A 25024-nucleotide genomic window follows, 5' to 3' on the forward strand; every position below is an offset into this window, starting at 1 on the left:
GGATAAAGGGCCGGACAGGCAATCACTTCGGTTTATTAGGAAAAGGCAGGTGTGCGCGCTTGAATTACTTTTTAACGAAAGCAGGACTCGATTTCTTCATCGCCTTCGGTGTCGTCATTGGCGGCTCCATGCTGGCAGGCGTCGGCTCGGTTTTCTTACTCACCCCGCCGACGACGATGATGGTCAACACCGCGGTCAATTTAAAAATATGGGCAATCGTCGCCGCGGTCGGCGGCTCTATCGATCCGATGAGGGTCATTGAAAGCAACTTTGTCGAGGGGCATCTATCCCCCGCCGTTCTGCAAATCGGCTACATCGGGGCTGCTTTTCTCGGCGCGCATATCGGAACGGAGCTGATCAAGCTGATATGCAAAGGAGCGGCATAAACGATGCGCGTTCCGCAGTTCGATAAATATGTCGGCGCCATGCGGGGACTAGGTTTGCTGCTGGCGGGGATGATCATCGGTGCCGCCGTTTACAGCTCCATCTACCACGCTCAGTTCGAAGCGCTCATTAGCTTGAAGAGCGATCTGGAGATGAAGCTGGATCAATACGAATCAGACATTAAACAATGGAAGAAGCTGAGCAAGCAGCATACCGTCATCAAAAGCGTAGTCCCCCGTATTGAGGAAGAGGCTGGAGACAAAAAAAAGCCCGTACTCGACAAGGTAACCGAGGCTGAGCTGCTGCTGCGGATTAAGAAGGATTTGTCTGTCTTTATCGGGCAGAGCATCTATGAGATCGATTCGGATGCCCAGTTCGCCCGCAAACTGCTTAGTCAAAAAATATATGCCGACGTACTCGAAAAAAACTATACCGTAACGATCAACACGATGCTTGTCGTCGACAATGTGCTTCAAGTGTGGGTCAAAGTGCGATTGTATGATCGGCCGCCCGGCTAACTCGGGACAGCCCATTTCTCCTTATTTGGCAATTCATGCTACAATAGCGTCAATAACTAGTTAAGGAGCTGTCTCGCCGCAATGAATTCCATTATTCAATTCGTGTTCGCGCCTTGCATCATTATTTCGCTTGCGCTAACCGTCCTGTTCAGCTTTCGCTCGCGTCGTTCGCCGGATGCCCGCGCACGCGGCCTAAACGCTTCCCGGATGAATATGTGCATGGGCGTCATGCTCATATTCATCGCCGCCGTACAGCTGTTTTTGTCCAATGAATCGACTGCCCGCATCATCATCGGCTCGATTTTCCTCGTGCTTGGCCTGTTTAATTTATTCGCGGGCCTCCGCAACCACAGCATCTTCCGCACGATGCAGCAATAGGCAATGTCAAACCACCCAGCCGGACTCCGGCTGGGTGGTTTGGTTTTTGGCGATGCACTGCTGCATGCACTATCCTATAGCTGCTTAGCGCTCCTGCTGACCTCCCTACCTCCCTACCTCCCTGTCCCAGTAACCAGCACTCAACCCCGTCCCCGCACTGATTGTGGCACATGGGACAAGCGTCAAACTAACTTCAATCTCTTAATCTCACCTTGCCGCCTAGCTGCTAATTCGATCTCGTAATCTCGCAGTGCTGCCTAGCTGCCAAATGAACGCCATACGCTCGCTTTCCGCGCTCTACCAGAATCAAAATGTAAAAGTGCATTTTGATGAGCCTAAAACAGCTCAAAAAGACCTTCAAAATGCAAAAGTACATTTGAAACCCTTCTAAATCGCTATATTTATGCTTTTTCACCCAATCAACCTGCACATTTGCATTTTGATGGCCTAAATCGTTGAAAAACCGTGCAACAACCTGCACTTTTACATTTTGATTCGCTTAGCCATGCTATCCGACCCGCAAATGAGTGAATGATAATTTCACGAGCGCAGATTAACTGAATCCGACTAAACTTCCCCATTCGAATACGCAGCTTCCTTCTGCAAACAGTTGTTTAAAAGTAAATTTCTCCCTAGCATCTCTGAGTGTGCTGGTAGTGCCGGGTGCCGGGGGTTGGCATTGGTGCTCGTCCTCGTACTGGTACTTGTTCTGGTGCTTGTTCTGGTGCTTGTTCTGGTTCTGGTTCTGGTTCTGGTTCTGGTTCTGGTTCTGGTTCTCGTGCTGGTGCTTGTTCTCGTGCTCGTACTGATGCTTGCGTTCTCTACGATGTGTTACCTCCAGTGTTTAAGCACTTAGTAGGCTACCTTGGAAATTTCATCGCGCAATTAGGGAGAGCGGAGCATTTTGAGTTTGGGCTGACTTTTCGCAGGTTCTATCCAATGGTCATCGTGCAGCGATGAGTAACTGGAAATAAGAACGGCAGTACGAACCAAAATGCGCAGCGATCCCGGCCTTGCTTAATTCCAGCAACAAAAAAAGGCTGCCGAAACTTCCTCAGCAGCCTTACCACTCTAATATGGATCAATCATTTGCGCCGTCATCATCGCTTTAGCAGCCAGCCCGTTGGCATCCAGCACTTCAATCTCCAGCTTCGTCGACTTGCGGCTCAACTCCATGGCGCGAGGCACAATCGTAATCTCTCCGTCGATAGGAACCGGACGAACGAAATACGCCGTCATCGCATCCACCAAAAAATCACGCTTGCCAGTATCGCGAATCATGCGGCGTCCCGCCTGTGTCATGAGCGTAACGAGCACGCCCTCCGACACCATGCCGAGAGGTCCCGACATTTGCGGCGTAATAACGCCACGATAGTTAGGAGTGCCTTCCGCATCCTCACCCGCTATAAACCCGGTCCACATTAAATCCTCGAACGTCTCGCCCGATTCCGGCTGCTTGCCGGCAAAACGCATCGCATCAAGCACTTCCTGCCTCGTAATAACACCCAGCAGCTTGCGGTGCCGGTCAACAACCGGAAGCAGATCAATCCCTTCCGCCGCCATCGTATGCGCCGCAGACGTCACCGTAATGTTAGGAGCCGCGGTTATTGGATGACGGGTCATCAGCTTGTCTACCGTATACGTGTCCGGCGACCCGTAAGCGTCCTTGGCTGTCATCATCCCAATAACACGTCCCCGGTCATCAACGACCGGAAAACGCGAATAGCCCGTCTCCTGAACAAGCCGCTGGAAATCGGCCATCGTATTGTCCGCGCGCATGACATCGGGCGGCTTGCTGAACGTCATCAGATCCTCAATCAGCATAATTTTACGCTTAATGAGCCGATCGTACATCGCCCTGTTAATCATCGATGCGACTGTATACGTATCATGCCGGGAAGCGATGATTGGCAATTCCTTCTCGTCGGCTAGCAGCTTCACCTCGTCGCTTGGTTCGAAGCCGCCGGTTATCAATACGCCTGCGCCTTGCTCCAGCGCGCGTCTATGGGCGCTGGAGCGGTTGCCCACAATCAGCAGACTTCCCTCATCGATATAACGAAGCATATCGTCCAGTTCCATCGCGCCGATCACAAACTTATGCAGCGTCTTCTCTAGGCCAGACGCCCCCCCGAAAAGATGTCCTTCGACAATTTCGGCCACTTCCCCGAAGGTCAGCTGATCGAGCGCCTCCCTGCGCTTGCGGTCGATCCGTACCGTGCCGATCCGCTCCTTCGTGCTGACCAGCCCGGCGTTCTCGGCCTCCTTGATTGCTTTATAAGCAGTACCTTCGCTAACGCTAAGCTCTTTCGCAATGGCACGAACCGATATTCGGGTTCCGATCTTTAGTTCCTGTATATGCTGCAAGATTTGCTCTCGCTTGGTTCCTGTGTCTGTACCGGATTCCACGCCCCGTTTCCTCCCTCATGAATGGCATTCAACCCTGTACATTATACCAGTCCACAGTAACGCGGGCGACCTTAAGCATAGCATCGACGGGTTCGCCGTCTTTACCGGTCAGTTTGTACTTGTCAAAAATCGGCTGCAGCCGATGCGGGCTTATCGCTTCGTTGGCTCCTTCTATGATGAACGCTTTCCAATCGTATAGAATCGGAACGGGATAACTCAACTGATAGAGCGGCACCTGGTCGATAACGATCCGCTGCGATGGAATTTCCGCGTATTGGCTCGGGAATAGAAACGAGACCTTCTCGCTGAACGGTCTGGATATATAATCGGATTCCAGACTGATGTTATATTCCACGATCTGCTGATGTGGATCCACCCTGCAGCAAAACCGGCCAAGCGCCTGCGCCGTCTTGTGCGTCTTATGCAGCACGCAATATGTAAATTGAACATTGAACGGCACATGCTGATAATAAGTTTGTACTTTTCGAAAAAACTCAAACTCATCTACCATTTCGAAATCCCCTTGTAAAAAGTTCCTGTTTAGGAAATGATGATTATAGAAAGAACCTTTTTACACAATTATAATAAAAAGCATATAATTTGGTCAATGACTATAGTAATTATTTTTTATATGCTCTATAGAACGTTGTCGCTCATCACTTAAACGACTATCTTAAGGCTGAGGTGACGACTTTGAGCAAATTCGCTCATTACATCGGAGAAAACATCCGCAATCTACGTAAAGAAAGAGGACTCAGCCAGGAGCAGCTCGCCCTTCGCGCCGAAATTAATGCATCTTATATGGGCCAAGTCGAACGCGGTGAAAAAAGCCCAACGGTCGATGTACTCGGCAAAATTGCAGGAGCGCTTAACTGCCCGCTTGAGCTTATCGTCAACAGCGCGCCTCCCAAAGCGATGGAAGCCGGCAATAGCTATGCCGACAAAATCGCGTACCAGATGAACGGGCTTACCCTTAAGGAGCAAGAAGCCGTCTATAAACTGGTCAAGCAATTGATTCATTTCAAAGACATCGAATAGCAAGTCTAGTTCGCCGCAAGGCTGTAAAAAGAAAGAAAAAGGCATGGATGCTGCTCCGCCACGGGGGCAGTATCCATGCCTTTTTCAATATTCTTTTGTCCATCAGCATCAGCCTTTTACTCTGTCGCGGGAACGCCCCGCAACAACCCCTTGAAGCTGCCGCTCCCACATCCGCTTCTTCGCTCTGCGGATTCGTTCCAATTCCTTGCGCTTGGCCTCGTTGATCAGAAGCAGCGCATTAAAATGGGCGGCGATCACAATCAGCGCAAAACCTACCCAAATCATGCCAAAAGTGCTCGTCAAGCCCCAAGGGGCGCCCAAATCGAGCTTCGGCAGCGCGTAGACTAGCATCGCAATTGCGCCTATTAAATATAATACATGACGGCCTTTACCCTTCATCCTTCTCACTCCCCAGCTTGTTCGCTTCCATAAGCATTCATTGCACTTGTCCGCACTACCATTGTATGAGCAGCGGTCCGCGATTATGACCGCAGGCCCTATTCACTTCAATTTCAGCCCAGCGGCGAATCACCAAGGGATAGATGTCCTCATATGATGAAGGAATTCGTGTAAAACACCCAGGCATTCTTCCTGCCATCCTCCTGCTTGGAAGGAGATTTACGATGCTTAAATCGAAAGTTGCCGTTCAGGTGATCAGCTCCGGCATGCTCCCGGACGATACGCTCATGTTAGGCGAAACCTGGCTGAAACAGTGGAAAATTCCAGAGGGCCAGCCGGTGATTCTAAAATTCGGAGCGTTCCGGCAGCATGTGAAAGTGATCGCTGTCGCCAAATACGACGGCATGCGCATTAGCCAGGGTTTGGCTAAAAAAATGGGCATTTTAGGAAACACACCGTTAAGGCTGCAGTACAAATCCGGTTCATCGTCGTTATTGCTCGGCCCGCTGATCGGCGTGCTGATCAGCCGTGATTATCCCGGAGCGCCCGACAAGCCGTTTGGCTCCATTACGATGTTTTGCCGGGAGCTCGTCGACGGCTGTGCGACCCAGGGCGGCTATGTTTATTTTTTCACGCCCAACCATATAGGCAGCAATACCGATTCCGTGGAGGGCTGGGTCTATGCCGACGGCTGGAGGCGAACGACCGTACCCGCTCCGGATATCGTCAATAACCGGCTTACTTCACGCAAGCTGGAGAACAAAGCCAACGTCCAGCATTTCTTGAAAGAAATTAAACAGAAGCACGGAACGACCGTCTTTAACGAAAAGTTTCTGGATAAAACCGAAGTATTCGACGCGCTCAAGAAGGACAATTCACTAAGCCGCTATTTGCCGGAATCGCATCTGCTGCGCAACTATACGACGCTGAAAGCCATGTCTTCCCGGTATGACAACGTCTTTCTCAAACCCGTTCGCGGAAGTCTCGGCAAAGGCATTATTCGCGTCTCAAAAGCCGAAGGTGCCGGTTATCAAGCTCTGTTCGCTACAACAGCCGGTTCCCGCCGCCAGCAGTTTCCGAACCTGCTCAAGCTTTATGCGACCATCTCGACAAAAATGAAAACCGTCCGCTATCAAATTCAGCAAGGGCTGCAGTTGATTGAAATCCAGAAACGGCCGGTAGACTTTCGTGCGCTCGTTCAAAAAAACAAAACAGGCAAATGGTCCATTACGTCCATTGTTGCCCGAACGGCAGGCAGCCAACATTTCGTCTCTAACCTGGCACGAGGCGGTACGCTCAGCAAGGTGGGAGAAGCGGTCGCGAAATCCAATTTAACGGCTGGCAAAGCGGATGCCTCCAGCCGCCTGCAGCAAGCAGCGCTATTGATTGCCAAAGGAATTGAGAATCAAATCCCTGCCCATTTCGGCGAGCTTGGCATCGACCTTGCGCTCGACACCAGCGGCCGTGTGTGGCTGCTGGAGGTCAACTCCAAGCCTTCGAAAAACGACAACACCCCGCTCACCGACAACAAGATCCGTCCGTCGGTGCGGATGGTCATTCAATACTCCCGGTTTCTATCGGGCTTTTAGCGGAGGACGCCATGATTCCATTGCTCGTTCAGCTCGGTATATTCGTGGCAGCAATCGGCTTGCCTGCTCAAGCAGATCAAGCAGATCCCGCCGCAGCCATGCCCGAAAGAAAATTCTACGAACGTTTAAGCGACGCCGCAGCCAAGCTCGGGATTGCATTGTTTGTCTTCACTCCCGCCCAGTTCGAGGAACGCACAGGCAAACTGTCCGGCTACCGGTACAGCGGAAAGCGTTGGCGAACAGAGCCTTGCGCCTTGCCGGATATGGTCTATGACAGAAGCTATTGCGTGAGCATAGAGGAACAGATGGCATGCCGCTCCACGCTGTCAGCGATCCGTAAGCTGAAGCGGTATATTACGCTAAACGGAAGCCTGCCCTCGAAATGGGAGGTTTACAGCTATTTGAGACAGGACGCCGCACTCGCACGAAGCTTGCCGCTTACGCAGCCCGTTGTTGAATTAGAACAGCTGCTTCCGCAATTGAAAGTGAAAAGCGGAGGATTGTTTCTTAAACCAGCTGCGGGCATGCAGGGCAAAGGAGCGCTTCATATTAGGCTTCACCCGCTAACAGGACAATGGCTGGCTGTTGGAAGGACGAAGCGTAACCTTCCGATTAAGAGAGCATTCGACGATTGGCCCGCCCTAGCACAATGGGGGGAACGCTTTATCGGCCCAACCGCCTATATTAGTCAACCTTATTTGGAACTGAGGGGACGGGACGGCAAAGCATTCGACGTTAGAGCACTTGTCCAAAAGGATGAAACAGGGCAATGGGCCTTAACGGGAACAGCCGTCAGAGTCGGAAGCGGAGGTTCGCTTACTTCCAATCTTCACGGGGGCGGCAGCGCCTCGGACGCTGCCGAATATTTGGCCGATGCCTTCGGGGAACAAATGGCAAAGCGAATGCTTAATGAAATCGAGCGGCTTTCCCTGCACGCTGCTCCGAAGCTAGAAGAACGGTTCGGCCGGCTTGCCGAGCTAGGCTTCGACTTCGGAATCGAACCTGCCGGACGGATCTGGCTGCTAGAGGTCAATTCAAGACCCGGAAGAGCATCGCTGAGGCTGCTCGGCGACAAGGAAGCCGAACGGCTGTCCATCGAACGGCCGCTCCAATACGCGCGTTTGCTGTCGCGACGCTTGTATCCAACCTTAATAACCAACGCATCCGCAATAAGCCGTACCTATGAGCAACATAAAAGGCTTCGGACTGACAACGTTCAGGAGGTTCATCCATGAGTTCGACAACTTGCAACGTGCATTTCTCACAACAATCGGACAGAGTGATTTACTTGTCCAATCCGCTGCTCAAAGAACTGAAGCTAGCAGGCAAAAAAACCGTCCACTTGAAGCTGGGAAAAGAAGTCATTACCGCAGCCATAAAGACGGTAAAACGCCAGGGCAACCACATTTATTTGTCGGCCGGCGTCCGGCAGTCCATTCGGGTTCCGAAGACAGGTCAAATTCTCGTCCTGAACTCCGGCAATAACGAAGTGCAGCTCGGCCCGCTTGTCGGCATTTTAAGCGATGGCGGCCCCCCTTCCACGGACAGCATGCCATTCGGCAGCCGAACCGGCTTTATTAAGCAAGTCATTCGCTCAGGCGAGCGGAACGGCTATATGTTCGGCTTTACGCCCTCTGACATCAATTGGCAGCAAGAAACCGTCTACGGCTATTTCCTGAACTCACAGGGCGGCTGGTACCGCAAAACCGTCCCGCTTCCCGATGTCGTATACAATCGGCTTCCCAGCCGGAAGGCCGAGACGTCAGCTACGATCAGTTCGCTGAGAGAACGGTTCGTCCGCCGCAAAATTCCGTTTTTCAACTGGAGCTTCTTCAATAAATCAGATGTCTACAAGCTGCTCGACAATGATCCCGAGGCGCTGCAGCATTTACCCGAATCGCTCTCTGCGCCAACCTCGGATAAAATAAAAAGCTTGCTGGAAAAGCATCACTTTCTTTATTTCAAGCCTACTGCCGGCAGTCTGGGCATCGGAATCTACCGTTTGACCTACCATCCGAAGCGCGGTTATTTCGCCCGTTACCGGAAGGGCGACCGCAACGTGCTGCTGCGCTTCACCAACTTCAATAGCTTAATGCGGATGCTCCACGCCCGCCATGGCAGCACACTGGGCAACTATGTCGTACAACAGGGCATTCGGTTGATTGAAATTGACGGCTGTCCAATCGACTTCCGGTTTCATATGCACAAAAACGGCAAAAACGAATGGGTGCCTGCGGGCATCGGAGCGAAAAAAGCTGGCCGGGGCAGCGTAACGACCCACGTTAAAAACGGCGGCTCGCTTATGACGCCGGAACAGGCGCTCAATCGGACCTTTAACGACAAAGCAGGCGAGGTGCTGATCAAAGCGAAAGAAGTTGCGATCCGGCTGTCTGAGGCGATTGAGCGCAACTATCCGCATCGCCTGGGCGAGCTTGGTCTTGATATCGGCATAGACAAGGACGGCGAGATCTGGATGTTCGAGGCGAATGCCAAACCAGGCCGCTCGATCTTCAAGCATCCGTCCCTCCGCTCCGAAGGGCGCGCCTCCGTCGACTACATCATTGAGCACTGCCTGTACTTGAGCAAGTTTCAAGGAGGGGATGACTGATGGAGAGCTTAACTGCGGAACAGGAAAGCGTGGCGGAAATCCGGGCCGGCCGGCCTGTGCTCGCCATCTTGACGATTGATGACGAATTGCAGCTGTTCCGAGGCAACCGCAGCAATTTCGCCGATTTGATCCGGACGGGACAGCAGTACGGATTCATCGTCTATGTGCTGACCGCCAAAAATTTATTTTTAAGCCGTTCCAGCCTAAAGGGCTATGTGTATGACGAAGCGGGCGAGGTCTGGCATCAGCGGCTCATGCCTTTTCCAGACATTATCTACAACCGGATACCGCTGCGCGAGGATGAGATGCAGAAGTCTGTCCGGAATAAAATAACCGCTTGCACGAAGGATCCGCGCGTAAAGTTGTTTAATCCCTCCTTCTTCAACAAGTGGTCTTTGTTCGAATGGCTCCGTCAATCGAAAACAACGAAGCCCTTCATTCCAACGACTCGCAAGCTGATGACGGTATCGGGGCTAGGCAAAATGATGCAAAAGCATCCTTATATTTATTTGAAGCCGGAAAGCGGCAAAGCGGGAAAAGGCATTATGACGATCAAGCTTCAGCCGGAAAAGCAGCTGCCCTATCTGCTGAAAATCCAAGAGGACCGCAAAAGCGCCACTTACAACTGCGCTACGCTGGGCAAGCTTTGGACCCGCATCCAGAAGCAAAGTGCGGGCGAGGCTTATATCGCCCAGCAGGGCATCCAGCTCGCCTCCTACAATGACCGCCGATTTGACCTGCGTACTCTCGTACAAAAAAATGAACGCGGCAAATGGGAGGTCACTGGCATCGGAGCCCGGCTTGCGGGCTTCTCCAGCATTACGACTCATGTCCCTCGCGGCGGAATGATTGAAGATCCCGAGAAGCTGCTTGTCAGTTCTTTTAATGCCGAGCAAGCGCGTAAAATACTAATAAAAACAAAGCAGACCTCATTGATGATAGCCAGACAGATCGAACGGGGCTCTGGCCAGCTGCTTGGAGAGATGTCCATGGATCTGGGCATCGACAGCACCGGCAACATCTGGCTGTTCGAAGCTAATTCCAAGCCAATGAAATTCGATGAACCGCATATCCGGCAAAAGTCGCTGGAGCGCATTTTTCAATACAGTTCTTATCTAACCAAACAGAAGCCAGAGAAAGCAGGAGGCGCATAGGGATGGAACTGCAGCTGCTTACCCCTGAGCAATGGATGTCAGAGAAAAAAAGACTTCTCGGATTTGCCGTACGATTCGGGGAGAAGCGGCTGACGGTTGCAGCCTTGCATGCCTTGCGGATGCTCGATCCGGATATGCTGGATGCCAAAGGCGCGCCACACCCTCGCGCCGTCGTAGTGCTTGCAAGACGCGGCGGACGGCTGGCAGGGCTCGCATTCGCCGCGGATGGCGGCGAGCGCGGCTGCTTTATCGTCGTCCATCCCGAAGCGCGAAGCAGCGGCGTTGGCTCCTCCCTCCTCCGCGCTATGATCGACAGGCTAGGCAAGCTGACTTGCAACGTCGCGGCCGACAATGTGCCGAGTATGGCGCTTTGCTTTCGTCTAGGACTCACCGCCGTATCCATGCATACCGGCCCGACAGGCAAGCCGACGCTCCGCTTTGAAAGGAGAATCAACGATGACGCAGCCTGTACTCGGAATATTGACGCTCTACATGAATGAGAACGGTCATTTGGAAGAGCGTGATATCTACCAGAAGATGACGGTCGCCGGGCGAAAGCTTGGTCTCAATGTCATCGTGTTTACACCCAAGGACGTCAATTACCAACAGAACCGCATCCATTCGCTCGTCTATGAGCCGGAGGAACGCAAATGGAAGCGCAAATGGACCTCATTCCCCTCGATGATATTCGATCGCTGCCGCATCCAGCGAACGTATCGCTTTGAGCAATTGCGTCAATTTCGCAAGAGCTACGGACATCTCACCTTTCTAAATCGTCCGCTGCGCAATAAGATGACGATCCACCGGATATTGACCAAGGACTCCAGGTTCAAAAGCTATCTGCCTGCTTCCCGAATGGTCGAAGGCGTCCAGGACGTCTCGGAGATGCTGCGCAAATATCCGCTCCTGTACCTGAAACCAATAAACGGAACAGGAGGACGCGGTATTTTGCGTATTGAACGGAAGCGAAGCGGCAGCTTGCTCATCCAGGGCCGGGATCTTTCGCGCCGGATCATCAACCCGAAACGAATCTCTGCCGCCGCCTTGAGCGGCTATTTGTCCGGCTGGGATTTGAAAGGAAATCGATATCTCGCCCAGCAAGGGCTGCAGCTTAAGCTGCCCACCGGACGTGTGCATGATTACCGGATGCTCGTGCAAAAGAACGGCGAAGGCCAGTGGCAGGTTACAGGCTGTGCAGGGCGGGTTGGAGCGGCAGGCAGCGTGACCTCCAACCTGCATGGCGGCGGCCATGCCGTGCCGATGGAGGTACTGCTGAAGCAATGGCTGAACAGCGAGGAGCGGGTAACGGAGGTGATCGCCGAAGCCGAGCAGTTTGGCGTTGGCGTCGCCCAATATCTCGAGCTTTGCTATGGCAGGTTATGCGAGCTTGCACTGGACCTCGCCATCGATCAGAAGGGGCGCATCTGGATGCTGGAGGTTAATCCGAAGCCTGCTCGGGAAGTGTTCGTCCAGGCGGGAGACAAAGAAACGTACCGCAAGGCGATTGTCCGGCCGCTGGAATATGCATTATGGCTTCACGGGCAAAAGAAGCAGCGAAAATCGAAGCGCAATAGCGCTTCTTCGGCTGCCGTGGAAGAAAAAAACAGCAATCCGTCTTCATCCGCCGCTACGTAAGGCGAGGCATGAAAAGCTTCTGAATACAAGCCAGCAGCTGACCTAATTATAAGAAAGGTGTCCCAAAGTCGTGAAAGACTGCGGGACACCTTTTTTCGGTACGGATAGGAAAAACTCTATGGCGGGATCAAATTCATAAAATTTACCAATCAAAATGCAGATTTGCATTTTGATTCTCATTGAGTTATTAGAAATTGGCCAGAATTTCTTTCTGGCCAATTTTCCACTAACCGTTCGCTAACTGGAGCAATTCCGCCATGCTGCCAATTAACGCATCGCTTCCGTCCAGCTCTGTATCCCGGCCATAGCCGGCATAAGCACAGCCAATTACGATCAATCCGTTTCGCTTGCCCGCTTCCACGTCAGAGGAACGGTCCCCGACCATCCATGCCGAATTGAGCTCATGATCGGATAACAGCTTAGCGACCAGATCCACTTTGCTTGTCGTCTTGTATTCGCCCGCGCTGTACAAGCCGTCGAAAAATTCAGCGATCCCCTTATACCTGGCAACTTCCTTCACATAGGACTCCAGCCCGTTGCTGGCGACGAACAGCTTGATTCCGCTTGCCTTAAGCGCAGCCAGCGTCTCGGCCGTCCCGGGATATAAGCTGCCTTTTCCCGCTGCCAATTCCTCGACCTCATATTGCAAAAACAGCTCATCCGCGCGTTTGCGGGCGGCTTCCGTGCTCTCCGGCATAATTTTCCGCCATATGTCATCAAGCAGCATGCCGAGACAAGCCAGAACACTCTCGATCGGCGGTGTTTCATAGGTGTACAGCCCCTCTTCGCGAAGGGTATCGAAAAGTCTCGTATGTACCGAACGAAGCAAGGTCTCCGTTTCAAACAGCGTACCATCCATATCAAAAATAATCGCTTCCGGGCGATCGAAAGTAGACATGATGAAATTTCCCCTTTTTTGCATTTCGCTAGCCTTAAAGCTTAAAGCTTAATGCTGATTTTGAACAAGCCTGCTTTGCGTGCCGCCATATAAATAATGATAACAAGCGGCCCGAGAAATACGCCAATAACACCAACCAGCTTAAATCCGACATACAAGCTGATGAGGGCGGCCAGTGAACCGATACCGACCGCATCACCCAAAATTTTCGGCTCGATAATCCGGCGGAAGACCGTAATGAACAAGAACAAAACGTACAGGCCGATGCCAGTCGGCACATCTCCTGTAAGGAGCAGATAAGTGCCCCAAGGCACTAACACTGAACCGGTGCCCAATATCGGCATAATATCAACGACGACGATCAGCAGCGCAATCGCCAGCGGATATTTGATATCCAGGATCAGCAAGCCGACAATAGAGATCGCATAGGTTAATGCACTTAAAATAATTTGCGAGCGGAGAAAGCCGAAAATCGATCCCTTCAAATTGTCCAGCACTTGATTCACTTGCGAGCGGGATTTCTCCTCGAATAGCGACAAGACGGAAGCCTTCATGGTGTTCAGGCTGTAGCCGAACATATAGACCGCCACCAAAAAAACGATAAAGAAAATGAACATGCCGGGAATACCCGAAGCGAATGATATAACGGCGCTAGACAATGTCTTGACCATTCCCGTTACCGTATTCCCAAGTCCCGTCAGCCATTTCTCTACTTGAGCGACTGCATCCGGCGACAGATGGTTGTATAGCGTCTCCGCCTCATCCATCAGCTGGGTTACGTAGCTGTTGGCATCTCCCACGTAATTGGGCACGCGCTGAGCGAATGCGATGAGCTCCGTAACGATTTTCACGCCCAGCAGTCCCATTAATCCAAGCAGTATAATCGTAAACAGCGTGCTGGATATCGTCGAGGCGATGAGCCGGTTCATCCGGAATTTCCGGATGAATAATTTCGTCAGCGGCTCCATGAAAATCGCGACAACCAAGGCCAGCAAAAACGGTGCGCCAACGGTAAAAAGCAAATAAAGCAACAATAGGCCAACCGCGAGCATCACCAATGCTTTGATCGACAAGCTTACTCCTCCTCTCCTTGTTGCTTCGTCTTCCGTTTTCGAATATGTACGCGAGTCACGCGAAGCCGTTTGCATTCCGCAACCTCGAACGAAAAACCGCCGTGCTCCAGCCGTTTTCCTTTCGCCGGATTGCCCTCCAGCCGAATGAACATCCATCCGCCGATCGAATCAATCTCATCTGCTTCAAGGTCGGTGCCGAGCAGGTCATTGACCTCCTCAATCAGCATCCGCCCGTCCACAGAGGTCACGTCCCCTTTTACTACAATACTCGGAAGAGCCGTATCAAATTCCCCATGAATTTCGCCCACGATTTCTTCCAATATCCGCTCCGTCGTCAGCAGCCCTGCCGTGCCTCCGTATTCATCAACAACGACCGCAAGCTGAGAGTGCTGAAGCTGCATCAGCTTCAGCACATCGCTAATTTCCATCGACTCCGGCACGGTCAGTATCGGACGTAAAAAAGCTTCCAGCTCATGTACTTCATCGGGATCGGCGGTCAGCAGGTCGGTAATATGTACGAAACCGATAATCTCGTCTTTATCGATGACGCCGACAGGATAACGAGTATGCTTTGTTGCATAGACCAGCTTCAAATTGTCTGCGAAGGAGCGGTTGCTGTACAAGCATTCCATATCGGTTCTCGGGAGCATGACCTCGCGGGCCAGGCGGTCGGAAAATCCAAATACATTATCAAAGAGCGCCATTTCATCTTTGTCCAAAATGCCGTTTTTCGCGCTCTCGTTCATGAGCAGCCGAAGCTCCTCCTCCGTATGTGCGGCGTCATGCTCGCTTGCCGGCTCGATCCGCAGCATGCGGAGCAGCGAATTGGCTGCCCCGTTCAACAGCCAAATGACAGGCATGAACAGCTTGTAAAACAACGATAACGGCTTGGAAAGCCATAGCGACGCCTGCTCCGACTTTTGAATCGCGAGCGACTTTGGCGCTAATTCGCCTAGAACGATATGCAGAAACGTAATGACGCAAAACCCGACGGCGATCGAAAGCGTAGAGATCAACGTCGGGTCAGCAACACCGAATTTATGAAGCAGAGGCTCGACAATCAGCTCTGATATTGCAGGCTCTCCTACCCAGCCAAGGCCAAGAGAGGCAAGCGTAATTCCGAGCTGCGTAGCCGATAGATAGGCGTCGAGTCTCCGGTTTACTTTAAGCGCAGTCACCGCCCGCGAGTTGCCCTCATTGGCAAGCTGCGTCAGCCGGGTCTGCCTCACTTTGACGAAAGAAAATTCTGCCGCTACGAAAAAACCGTTCAGCAGGACAAGGAACAAGACGAGAAGCAAATTAAGCACGATGTCTCCAAATACGAATTCCGTATGCACCCTGAATCGTTCTCTCCTTTGCCTAGCGGATGGAAGGTTGGGCTGTGTTGTTTATAGCACAGCTCGTCGCTGGTGGAAATCAATTTCGTTATAGTACATATCTTTCACGAGCAAGTTCGGACCGCAGCAAGATGCGGCCGGGCAGTGGCAGTTGACGCTTTTGGCAAGCTCATGATCCAGCCATCTGTCAAACAAGTCGTCCAGCTTCTCTCCTCCGATGTTGCCGAAAGCGGGAACGTCAGAGAAGTCGGTAACGAACACTTCGCCGGTAAATAAATTGACATTCAGACGGTTGCGGCCGTCCGGGTCGTTACGGACGGTCACATTCGGCTCCGCAGAGAGACGCTTCAGCAACGCCCGCTCCTCCGCATCATCGCTGCAATGGTAGAACGGCAGCGTGCCGAACAGCATCCAGACTGACGGGTCCCGGGTATCCAGAAGCTTCTCGATCGAACGCCGCATCTCTAAGCGGGTAATGGCCGGCAAGTCTTTCGCGAATGAACTTGGGTACATCGGGTGAACCTCATGCCGCTGACAGCCCATATCCATAATGAGACGATGAATTTCATCAATTTTGTCATGCGTCCGGTAGTTAATCATCGACTCTGCCGAGACCAGAACACCAGCATCAACCAGCTTGCGTGTGTTGTCGATCATACGGTCATACATGCGGACCGCCGCCTCTCGAGGGACGGAATGTCCGGCCTTCGCGAACCCAATTTGATGAAAATCGTCGGCATTGGTGTAATTGAAGGAAATGTGCATGACGTCAAGGTAAGGCGCCAATTGCTCGTACCGGCTGTATGGAAGCGTCACATTGGAATTGATCTGGGAGCGAATTCCCCGGCTTCTCGCATACTGCAGCAGCGGAACCATATATTCTTTGACTGTCTTGTCCGAGAAGCTGGGCTCTCCGCCCGTAATGCTGATCGTCTCCAGATGCTCTACCTCGTCCAGCCGCTTAATCATGAGCTCCAGAGGAATTTTGGCCGGCTCTGCCATGACGAGCGTATCGCCCACGGCGCAATGCTCGCAGCGCATATTGCATAGATTGGAAACTGTCATCTCGACGCTCGTAAGCTTGTGCCTTCCAAACTTCTGCATCGAGCGTATCGGGTCCCAAGGATCATTCTGCGGGGTTAACGCGGGCAGCACTTCTTTTCTATGTTGCAAATCCATCGTATTCATTCGTATCAGCACCTGACTAAACTTGATTTATCAATTTTCATGATTATTTCTATTGTAATGTCCCTATAGAAAGGAAGCAAACAAGAGAAGCCGAAATTCGGCCATTTCAAGCGGAAAATTATTAATTATTTTAACGGCTATTCCCGTTTTTCATACAAAAAAAGGAGGCCCGGGATCTAAATCCTGTAGGCCTCCTTTATCGATTAAATGCCGGACGCAAGCTGTACATCAGTTTTCTCGCCATTTACACCGACGATCATTGTCGAAAGCTGCTTCGACAAATCAACCTCATAAGGGACGGCCAATGTTTCGCCTGCCTCGTTATTGAGAATCCGAATAATCGGCCGGTGCGGGTATGCCGTATTAAAATCGATGACGACGCCGCTCTCCCCAGTATGCAGCGTAACGGTAATGCCGATCGGATAAATCGCGACTTTATCCCGGAACAGCTGAACCATATGCTGCTCATACAACGTTCCCGTGCCTGCATACAGCAGCTCGATAGCTTGATGCGGCAGCATTGGCGAGCGGTATACGCGATTTGTGGTCATCGCATCGTAGGAATCGACCAGGCCAATCCATTTGGCATAGTCATGAATTTCATCGCCCTTGATTCCGCGCGGATAACCGCTTCCGTCCAGCCGTTCATGATGCTGAAACGCGCAATGCGCCACGATAAGCGGCAAATTGGGCTCGTCCTTCAGCAGCTCAAATCCGATCTTCGCATGATTTTTCATCATGCCGAATTCCTCGGCCGTCAACTGATCCGGCTTTTTCAGCACATTCATCGAAATTTGCGTCTTGCCTATATCATGCAGCAGCGCACCCATCCCAAGCGTCATCAGCTCTTCACGGGAGTAGCCATACGCGGTGCCGAGCAGCGTCGTATAGACGCATACGTTCAAAGAATGCTGATATAAATAATCGTCCACCGTGCCCATGTTCATCAGCATGATCATGGCATCCTTATGTCCGGACAAATCATCAATAATGTTGCTCATCATCTGTTTGAAGGGCTGCGCTATGTAAGGGTACGTGACCCCTTTCTTACGCTTTGGCCGGTCCATCATATAGCGGAAATTGGTCCGGATTTCCTTCAAAGCGTGGCGCATCGTTTCTTCACCGATGAGTTCGGGCATGACGATATCTTCTGTCCTTGGATCGACGATAAACAAATAAAAAATGCCGCATTGCTCCAAGCGGGTAATCAACCTGCTCGTCAACTCAACATTTTCACCTAAGAGTACAAGACCGTCACCGGAGAAAATCTTTTTGGCCAGTCTCATACCCGGCTGACATTGCGATAATGGCACCAACCGCATTTTCTCGATCCTTCCCCTTATCGTTAATTTTCACTCTCAACGCTATATGGCTTCGATTTCATTTGCATCATATCCATCTACTATATACATCGGAATAAACGACTCGTAAATTAACTGTAAGGGAAATGAATTGTTATCGCAACCATTTTCTTTCATTTATTCGACACCATTCTCCAATGTTCAACGCGACTTGCCTCCACAGCCTTGGAATCCGTCAGCTCTGCCGCAATGACGTCGCGTATAAATTCCGGCAAATAATAGACGATTTCTCGTCCTTCTCCCAGCGTCAGATAACCAATATGGAAGGTGAACATGTCAATGCAGCCGACGACATAATCCCGCTCGTCAATCAATGGCTCTCCGCCAACCAGCACCGAGACAAGCTGCTCGTACGGCGGTTTCTCCGGATCATATTCGATCGTCATGCCATCGATGGCAAGCGAACCCAGCACTTCCCCGCGGAAGCCGTAGCCTTTGATCGGCTTCGAGGTGAATTCGGGCAGCAGCGCCTCTTCCAGCGCTGTGCGGATCGCCTTGCCGGTCAGCTTCATCCGGCAAGGATTGATCGGCGACGGACAGAGGGCGTGAAGCTGCCCCTCTGTGACGTCGCCTTCCGGCAGGCCGCCAAGCAGCTGCCCCGTATTGACGATGCCGATCTCGGCATCGGCATGGCGGCGCAGGCCGGCGGCCAGCATGTTGCCGAGCGGCGATTCTCGCTCGGCCAGCGCGGGCAGCGGCTGCTCGAGCCGGGCAATGACCCGGCTCAGGCGGCGCATGCCCGCCTCGCGGTAGCCGCCGATGATTGCGGCGGCCTCCGCCTGCTCCGCGAATGCGGCCGTAGGCACGCATGACACGTGGAACCGGGGGCGCTTGTCGCCGGGCATAAGCTCGACGACAACGCGCCCCACATGCTCGCCGAATTTGCCGGCAGCGCAGACAGTTGTTCCGCCGATGACAAGCGGCTCCTCCAGCAAATGATGGGTGTGTGCTCCCATGATCAGATCGATGCCGTCCACTTCCTCAGCCATCCGCTTATCGAGAGTGATTCCTAGATGAGACATCACAGCAACGACGTCTACGCGTCCCCGCAGCTGCTCTGCCTGCTCGCGAACCGCCTCCAGCGGGTCGGTTAAGTCCCAGCCCAACAGCGAATAAAAGTCTGTAAAACGGGCGGTAACGGCGATCAGCCCAATCCTGATTCCGTTTTTTTCAACAATAACGTTTGGCACAAGCCAAGGAGGAAGCTCGCCCGTGTACGTCTCCGGCATATTGGCGCCAATAACGGCAAACTTCGCATCGCTGTACGCTTCAGCCAATTCCTCCCGGGCATAGGTGAGCCCCTCGTTGTTGCCCAGCGCGATTGCCTCGTAACCCGCCGCATTCAGCAGAGCGACGTTTACTTTCCCGTCGCTGCCCTCCGTCTCCAGCCGTATCCGGTCCATATGGTCGCCAATATCGATAGCCAGCAGGCGATCGCTGCCGTGGTGCTCCCTCTCCTGCTCAATATAAGTCGCGATTTTCGCGGCATTCTCCAGGCGGCTGTGAATATCATTGCTATGAAGGATTACAACATATTGTCTGTCCATACCGCTTACCCTCCGATCTGCGACATTCTCCGGTCTGTCGGCACATGCGACTGTGCCTCATTCGCCAGCTTGGCGGCCATTTCATGATTTTCAGGTTTGACGTCCATCGCCCGATACAGCAAACGCTTCATCGCTTCCGGATTGCCCAGCCCTTCCTTCGCATTCAGTTCATCGACCCAATACAGGCAAGGCTTGATCGAGCCGTCCGACGTCAGGCGCAGCCGGTTGCAGCTTTTGCAAAAGTGGTCGCTGATGGGATGAATAAGACCAAAGGAGCCAGCTGCCCCTTCCATCTGCCAGTCATCAGAAGGTCCGTTTCCTTGCACGTTCATGCGCCTGGAAATCTGGTAGCCTTCCGCTTCCGCAATTTCCAGTACCCGTGATAAGGACAAATAATGATTGCGCCAATTGTCGTCCGCATGACCAATCGGCATATATTCAATAAAACGCACATGCATCGGATGCTCGTAAGCAAGCTTCAGAAATTGTGCGATCTCGTCTTCGTTAATTCCCTTGAGCAATACGCAATTTAGCTTGATCGGCGTAAGACCTGCGGCTGCAGCTGCCTTAATGCCATCCATAACGCGCTTCAGCTCGCCTCTGCGGGCGATAAGCCGAAATCGCGATGCATCCAGTGTGTCGAGACTGATGTTGACCCGGTTCAAGCCTGCAGCTTTTAAAGCCTCCGCCTGTTTGCCGAGAAGCATGCCGTTTGTCGTCAGTGCGATATCGGCAATGCCCGGAATCGCAGCCAGCCGGCGAATAAGTCCATCCAGCCCCGGCCTGACAAGAGGCTCGCCGCCCGTAATACGAAGCTTTGTCACACCAATAGCGGCAGCTGCTTCGACAACTTCGACAATGTGATCGTAACTTAGCAATTGCTCGGATGGAGCAAACGCCATCCCTTCCTCCGGCATGCAGTACAGACAACGCAAATTGCATCTGTCCGTTACAGAAATCCGCAAATAATCATGTACGCGACCAAATCGATCGATTAACTGTGACATGCCGTTCACTCCCTTTCCCGGTCCCTTTAGCATAACATTTTTCACCCCATTATGATATGCTATAGCAGTAGTTAAACTAGTCTTGTGAGGTTAGAAATCGATGGAATTTGACTGGAATATTAAACTTTTTGCAGGTCTTCCCGAGCGCTTTGGCGCATCAAATATAAGCATCGCTGATACAGCGGAGCAATTGACTGCCGGACAGCTGAAACAGCTGCTCGCAGAGCGTTATCCTGAACATGCCGACCTGCTGCGCATCTCCTTTGTCGCCTGCAACCAGACCTACGCTTCCGACGATGCGATTGTACGCTGTTCCGATGAGCTTGCGCTTCTGCCGCCTGTATCCGGGGGCCAGCCAAGCGAGAACGCGTCCTCAACTGGGAGAGCGGCTATCCCGCGTTACGTCATTACAGCCGAACCTATTCAAAGCGATGAGGTGCTGCGCAAAGTAATCGTTGCTGAGCATGGCGCATCACTAGTCTTCGTAGGTACAACGAGAGAATGGACACAGGGCCAACGAACCATTCGATTGGAATATGAGGCTTATGAGCCTATGGCGGTCAAAATGATGGAGCAGATCGGCGACGAGCTGGCCGAACGCTGGCCCGGCACGTTGTGTGCCATTACCCACCGCATCGGCGATGTCGCCATTGCCGAGACGAGCGTCGTCATCGCCGTATCTTCCCCGCATAGGGAAAGCTGCTATGAAGCGAGCCGTTATGCGATTGAAAGATTAAAACAAATTGTCCCGATTTGGAAAAAAGAAATATGGGAAGACGGCTCTGAATGGAAGGGGCATCAGCTTGGCCCGTGGCAGCCTGCCAAGCCGCTCCCTGACTATTAAAAGCAAATGAAAATATGCGGTTTTTTTGCGTTTCATAATACGACAAAAATCGACAAATTCACTTGCAATTAATGCCGAAATACTAGTTAAAAAGTCATAATTTTACGACACCGTTATTGCCAATCCCTTCATTCGTTGCTACTATTAAAGTTGACTAAATACTCAAATTGAGGTGCAGTGATGAGGGTTCACGTTACTGATTTAATAGAAGGCGATCTTCTGCTTAAAGATACCTTCAATTCCTATGGACTACATGTACTTTCCAAAGGAACTGTACTGCACAATAAAGATATTTCCAAGTTGCTTCAGCACCATATTGACTATGTTGATATTCAGGACCGCAATTTGGACTCTATTCCAGACCGTACGCTCGAATCGATCGTCAGTCCGAAATGGCTTCCTACCGTGCAGCCCGATTACGAAAACGCAGTCAAAGGATTTCAGCAGCTTTTTAGCAAGGCGACTAATGAAGGCGTTATCAATGAAGAGGAAGTAGAAGCAGCTTTCCAACCCTTGCTCAAAAACTTTCAAATGGAGCGCGATGTCGTATCGATGCTGCTGTTGCTTAATACGACGGATGACTATACGTACCAGCACTCCGTTCAAGTCGGAATGCTGTCCTACTACCTTTCGACATGGCTTGACTATTCAGCAGAGGAAGCGCTGCAGATCGGCAAAGCCGGATTTTTGCATGACATTGGCAAAAGCCGCATACCGGATTCGATTCTGAACAAGCCTTCCAAGCTGACAGACGAAGAATTTGCCGAGATTAAAAATCACGCCCAATACGGCCATGATATTATTCTTGAATCATTTGCGGATGAGCCATTTCTTGCGGTAAGCGCGCTTCAGCATCATGAGCGGAATGACGGCAGTGGATATCCTCATGGACTGGATGGCGACAGCATTCATCCCGTGGCCAAAATCATTTCCGTCGTCGATATTTATAGCGCTATGATATCCGAGCGGGTCTACCAGAAAAAACGCGATTTGCTTTACGTGCTGAAAGAACTGTACAAGCTCAGCTTCGCCGAGCTAGATGCCCACACGACGCATACGTTCATCAAGCATATGATTCCGAATTTTATCGGTAAAAAAACGATTCTCGAATCCGGCGAGACCGGCGTCATTATCATGACACATCCAACGGAATTTTTCCGGCCCCTCATCCAAATCGGCGAACGTTTCATCGATCTGACTGTCGAGCGCGAATACGAGATTAAAGAAGTATTAATCTAGCAAAAAGGAGGCCTCGGTTTTATTAACCGAACCTCCTTTTTTAATTGCATTCCTCGTTGTCCTCGTATTGATAACACTCCAATACCATCTAACCAAAATTCTCAGTTTAGCCTAATCATGATCAATCGAATTCCTTCGGCAAAAAACCATTTTAATTAATTATAAATGTATATTATGATAAAAATATTGTTAACAAATTGAATAAGATCTTGCATATTTTTTGGAGGCTGATTTTGTTGTTGTTTTTAAAAATATTAGGTTGGATTTGCATCCCGTATATTATGATTTATGTACAGTGGAAAAGATTGGGTACTGGAATGCGAGTTCTTGGAATTATCTATTCTTTACATTTTTTAGTAGGCGTGATTGGGAATATGACAATACCAGATCAAGTACCACAGACCTCTGCTAGTTCAGACTTTTCTGAATCAGCAAACTCAAACAACAGAAGAAAATGAAACATCAGAAAATGCAGTAGACTCTAAAGAAAACAAAGAAGCCGTTCTTCAATTCGAAAAGGAAGTTTATGCAATTGAAGAATCCATGAAACCTATAATGGATTGGTATCAAAAGGCAATGGAAGGGCTATCCAATGGGACAGTAGGCATCCATGATGCCTATGCGGCAGCTTCCGATGCTAAAAAAGCTGCAGAAATAATGAGTACTGATATTGGTAAAATCAAAATAAGCGATGATATCCATGAAGACGTGAAAAAACTATTGCAATCTGTTAGAACTAATTTTTCCACGGGATATTTTACAAGAGAAAAGTCTTTTAAATCAGCTATGGAATATCTGGATGAACAACAAGAAGATCAAATGCAAAACTTCAAAGAAGAACATAAAATGTCTCAAGCCTTTATACTTAAAGGTGCAGCTACTTTATTAGAAGCAAAAACTAAAGTCGGAATAGATCCGGCAAAAGAATAATAAAAAAAGCCCAATGACCCGCTTTTACTTAGGTCATTGGGATTTTTTATTTTAATCTGCGATTTCTTAACCGATCGAACCTTCCATCTCGAACTTGATGAGACGGTTCATTTCGACCGCATATTCCATCGGAAGCTCTTTCGTGAACGGCTCGATGAAGCCCATTACGATCATTTGCGTCGCTTCAGCTTCGCTCAGGCCGCGGCTCATCAGATAGAACAGCTGATCCTCGGACACTTTCGATACCGTTGCTTCATGCTCCAACGTAATGTTGTCATTCATGATCTCGTTGTACGGAATCGTATCGGAAGTCGATTCGTTATCGAGAATGAGCGTATCGCACTTGATGTTTGCTTTCGAACCTTCGGAGTTGCGTCCGAACGATGCGACACCACGGTACGTTACTTTGCCGCCATGCTTACTGATCGATTTCGACACGATTGTCGAAGTCGTATCCGGTGCAAGGTGATGCATTTTCGCGCCTGCGTCTTGATGCTGGCCTTTGCCCGCTACAGCGATGGACAATACCATACCTTTCGCACCGCGCCCTTTCAGAACGACAGCCGGGTATTTCATCGTCAGCTTGGAGCCAATGTTACCGTCAACCCATTCCATCGTCGCGTTTTCTTCTGCAACCGCACGTTTTGTAACGAGGTTGTAGATGTTTGGCGCCCAGTTTTGGATTGTCGTATAACGGCAACGCGCATTTTTCTTCACGAGAATTTCAACAACAGCGCTATGCAGCGAGTTGGTGCTGTATACAGGAGCCGTACAGCCTTCTACATAATGCACGAAGCTGTCTTCGTCCGCAACGATAAGCGTACGTTCGAATTGACCCATGTTCTCGGAGTTGATACGGAAGTAGGCTTGCAGCGGAACTTCGCATTTGACGCCTTTTGGAACATAGATAAAGCTGCCGCCCGACCAAACCGCGCTGTTCAAAGCGGCGAATTTGTTGTCGGTACGCGGAATGATCGTGCTGAAATATTCTTTTACAAGATCCGGGTATTCACGAAGCGCGGTATCCATATCGGTAAAGATAACGCCTTGCTTCTCCAGGTCTTCCTGCATGCTGTGGTAAACGACCTCGGACTCGTATTGAGCCGAAACGCCGGCAAGGAACTTTTGCTCCGCTTCAGGAATACCCAGCTTATCGAACGTTTCCTTAATTTCTTGCGGAACTTCTTCCCATGTTTTGCCTTGCTTCTCGGATGGCTTAACATAATACTGGATATCGTTGAAATCCAGATCATCCATGTTGCCGCCCCATTTTGGCATTGGCATTTTGTTGAATTGCTCAAGCGATTTCAGGCGGAATTCCAGCATCCATTCCGGCTCGCCCTTCATCTCAGAAATCGTGCGAACGATTTCTTCCGTCAGACCTTTGCCGGATTGGAATACGGCCTTGTGCTCATCGCGGAAACCATACTTATACTCTTCCATTTCGGGCATTGATTTAGCCATTGCATTCACGCTCCTTATTCATAATGA

At 50.9% G+C, this 25024-nt stretch carries 25 protein-coding genes; 14 read left to right on the top strand and 11 right to left on the bottom strand.

The features are described from left to right. Positions 1 to 59 precede the first annotated feature (59 nt). The 4 genes from IEX98_RS16780 (at position 60) to IEX98_RS16795 (ending at position 2136) form a co-directional block, all read left to right on the top strand. The gene (locus IEX98_RS16780) at positions 60 to 386 is read left to right on the top strand and encodes a YtrH family sporulation protein (protein ID WP_188890369.1); all 327 of its coding nucleotides are present in this window, start codon (positions 60 to 62) and stop codon (positions 384 to 386) included. A gap of 3 nt (positions 387 to 389) precedes the next feature. Then, a complete protein-coding gene (locus tag IEX98_RS16785; protein ID WP_188890370.1) occupies positions 390 to 902 on the top strand; it encodes a hypothetical protein in 513 nt (170 codons plus the stop codon). Positions 903 to 983: 81 nt separating this feature from the next. Next, positions 984 to 1280, top strand: a complete 297-nt coding sequence (locus IEX98_RS16790) for a YtpI family protein (RefSeq protein ID WP_188890371.1) — start codon at positions 984 to 986, stop codon at positions 1278 to 1280. Positions 1281 to 1953: 673 nt separating this feature from the next. Next, positions 1954 to 2136, top strand: a complete 183-nt coding sequence (locus IEX98_RS16795; RefSeq protein WP_188890372.1) for a hypothetical protein — start codon at positions 1954 to 1956, stop codon at positions 2134 to 2136. A 215-nt stretch (positions 2137 to 2351) separates the two neighbouring features. On the opposite strand, the gene IEX98_RS16800 is transcribed toward IEX98_RS16795, so the two are convergent. Next, a complete protein-coding gene (locus IEX98_RS16800) occupies positions 2352 to 3686 on the bottom strand; it encodes a DRTGG domain-containing protein (protein WP_188890373.1) in 1335 nt (444 codons plus the stop codon). 28 nt (positions 3687 to 3714) lie between these two features. Then, the gene (locus tag IEX98_RS16805) at positions 3715 to 4197 is read right to left on the bottom strand and encodes a hypothetical protein (RefSeq protein WP_188890374.1); all 483 of its coding nucleotides are present in this window, start codon (positions 4195 to 4197) and stop codon (positions 3715 to 3717) included. A 182-nt stretch (positions 4198 to 4379) separates the two neighbouring features. On the opposite strand from IEX98_RS16805, the gene IEX98_RS16810 reads away from it, so the two are divergent. Then, entirely contained in the window at positions 4380 to 4724 is a 345-nt protein-coding gene (locus IEX98_RS16810; protein WP_188890375.1) for a helix-turn-helix domain-containing protein, read from the top strand. A gap of 108 nt (positions 4725 to 4832) precedes the next feature. Here IEX98_RS16810 and IEX98_RS16815 read toward each other — a convergent pair whose 3' ends face one another. Beyond that, a complete protein-coding gene (locus tag IEX98_RS16815; protein ID WP_188890376.1) occupies positions 4833 to 5123 on the bottom strand; it encodes a hypothetical protein in 291 nt (96 codons plus the stop codon). 224 nt (positions 5124 to 5347) lie between these two features. Between IEX98_RS16815 and IEX98_RS16820 the strand changes: the two genes are divergently transcribed. Genes IEX98_RS16820 through IEX98_RS16845 form a run of 6 tightly spaced genes read left to right on the top strand, consistent with a single transcriptional unit; the run spans position 5348 to position 12109 of the window. Next, positions 5348 to 6712, top strand: a complete 1365-nt coding sequence (locus tag IEX98_RS16820; protein WP_188890377.1) for a YheC/YheD family endospore coat-associated protein — start codon at positions 5348 to 5350, stop codon at positions 6710 to 6712. Between the two features lie 11 nt (positions 6713 to 6723). Continuing rightward, positions 6724 to 7947 carry a YheC/YheD family endospore coat-associated protein gene (locus IEX98_RS16825; RefSeq protein ID WP_188890378.1) on the top strand — a complete coding sequence of 408 codons (1224 nt, stop codon included), beginning with the start codon at positions 6724 to 6726 and terminating at the stop codon, positions 7945 to 7947. Then, complete coding sequence (locus IEX98_RS16830) at positions 7944 to 9320, top strand: YheC/YheD family endospore coat-associated protein (protein WP_188890379.1); 1377 nt, start codon at positions 7944 to 7946, stop codon at positions 9318 to 9320. The genes IEX98_RS16825 and IEX98_RS16830 overlap by 4 nt, the downstream gene beginning before the upstream one ends. Further along, positions 9320 to 10474: a YheC/YheD family endospore coat-associated protein gene (locus IEX98_RS16835; protein WP_188890380.1), complete on the top strand. Its 1155-nt coding sequence runs from the start codon at positions 9320 to 9322 to the stop codon at positions 10472 to 10474. The genes IEX98_RS16830 and IEX98_RS16835 overlap by 1 nt, the downstream gene beginning before the upstream one ends. A gap of 2 nt (positions 10475 to 10476) precedes the next feature. Further along, entirely contained in the window at positions 10477 to 10974 is a 498-nt protein-coding gene (locus tag IEX98_RS16840) for a GNAT family N-acetyltransferase (RefSeq protein ID WP_188890381.1), read from the top strand. Beyond that, the gene (locus tag IEX98_RS16845) at positions 10931 to 12109 is read left to right on the top strand and encodes a YheC/YheD family endospore coat-associated protein (protein WP_188890382.1); all 1179 of its coding nucleotides are present in this window, start codon (positions 10931 to 10933) and stop codon (positions 12107 to 12109) included. Before IEX98_RS16840 ends, IEX98_RS16845 begins: the two co-directional genes overlap by 44 nt. Before the next feature lie 226 nt (positions 12110 to 12335). Here the strand turns inward: IEX98_RS16845 and IEX98_RS16850 are convergent, their stop codons facing one another. From IEX98_RS16850 to moaA, 7 genes are all read right to left on the bottom strand, one after another. Continuing rightward, a complete protein-coding gene (locus IEX98_RS16850) occupies positions 12336 to 13007 on the bottom strand; it encodes an HAD family hydrolase (protein ID WP_188890383.1) in 672 nt (223 codons plus the stop codon). Between the two features lie 41 nt (positions 13008 to 13048). Then, the gene (gene ytvI, locus IEX98_RS16855; RefSeq protein WP_188890384.1) at positions 13049 to 14080 is read right to left on the bottom strand and encodes a sporulation integral membrane protein YtvI; all 1032 of its coding nucleotides are present in this window, start codon (positions 14078 to 14080) and stop codon (positions 13049 to 13051) included. Between the two features lie 2 nt (positions 14081 to 14082). Further along, entirely contained in the window at positions 14083 to 15417 is a 1335-nt protein-coding gene (locus tag IEX98_RS16860; RefSeq protein ID WP_188890385.1) for a hemolysin family protein, read from the bottom strand. 51 nt (positions 15418 to 15468) lie between these two features. Continuing rightward, entirely contained in the window at positions 15469 to 16596 is a 1128-nt protein-coding gene (gene yfkAB / locus IEX98_RS16865) for a radical SAM/CxCxxxxC motif protein YfkAB (protein WP_188890541.1), read from the bottom strand. A 212-nt stretch (positions 16597 to 16808) separates the two neighbouring features. Beyond that, on the bottom strand, positions 16809 to 17927 hold the full coding sequence (locus IEX98_RS16870) for an HD-GYP domain-containing protein (protein ID WP_188890386.1): 1119 nt from the start codon (positions 17925 to 17927) through the stop codon (positions 16809 to 16811). A gap of 152 nt (positions 17928 to 18079) precedes the next feature. Then, positions 18080 to 19513: a bifunctional metallophosphatase/5'-nucleotidase gene (locus tag IEX98_RS16875; protein WP_188890387.1), complete on the bottom strand. Its 1434-nt coding sequence runs from the start codon at positions 19511 to 19513 to the stop codon at positions 18080 to 18082. Between the two features lie 5 nt (positions 19514 to 19518). Next, positions 19519 to 20520 (bottom strand): GTP 3',8-cyclase MoaA, encoded by a 1002-nt coding sequence (moaA, locus tag IEX98_RS16880; RefSeq protein WP_188890388.1) that lies wholly within the window; start codon positions 20518 to 20520, stop codon positions 19519 to 19521. Positions 20521 to 20620: 100 nt separating this feature from the next. Between moaA and IEX98_RS29440 the strand changes: the two genes are divergently transcribed. From IEX98_RS29440 to IEX98_RS16895, 3 genes are all read left to right on the top strand, one after another. Next, complete coding sequence (locus IEX98_RS29440) at positions 20621 to 21364, top strand: molybdenum cofactor biosynthesis protein (RefSeq protein WP_188890389.1); 744 nt, start codon at positions 20621 to 20623, stop codon at positions 21362 to 21364. Between the two features lie 180 nt (positions 21365 to 21544). Then, positions 21545 to 22603 carry an HD-GYP domain-containing protein gene (locus tag IEX98_RS16890; protein ID WP_188890390.1) on the top strand — a complete coding sequence of 353 codons (1059 nt, stop codon included), beginning with the start codon at positions 21545 to 21547 and terminating at the stop codon, positions 22601 to 22603. Between the two features lie 555 nt (positions 22604 to 23158). Further along, positions 23159 to 23533, top strand: coding sequence for a hypothetical protein (locus IEX98_RS16895; RefSeq protein WP_188890391.1), 375 nt, complete (start codon positions 23159 to 23161; stop codon positions 23531 to 23533). Between the two features lie 66 nt (positions 23534 to 23599). Here the strand turns inward: IEX98_RS16895 and sufB are convergent, their stop codons facing one another. Next, a complete protein-coding gene (gene sufB, locus IEX98_RS16900; protein ID WP_188890392.1) occupies positions 23600 to 24997 on the bottom strand; it encodes a Fe-S cluster assembly protein SufB in 1398 nt (465 codons plus the stop codon). Between the last annotated feature and the right edge of the window lie 27 nt (positions 24998 to 25024).

Source organism: Paenibacillus radicis (ex Gao et al. 2016) (assembly GCF_014641555.1).
Lineage (GTDB): Bacteria > Bacillota > Bacilli > Paenibacillales > Paenibacillaceae > Pristimantibacillus > Pristimantibacillus radicis.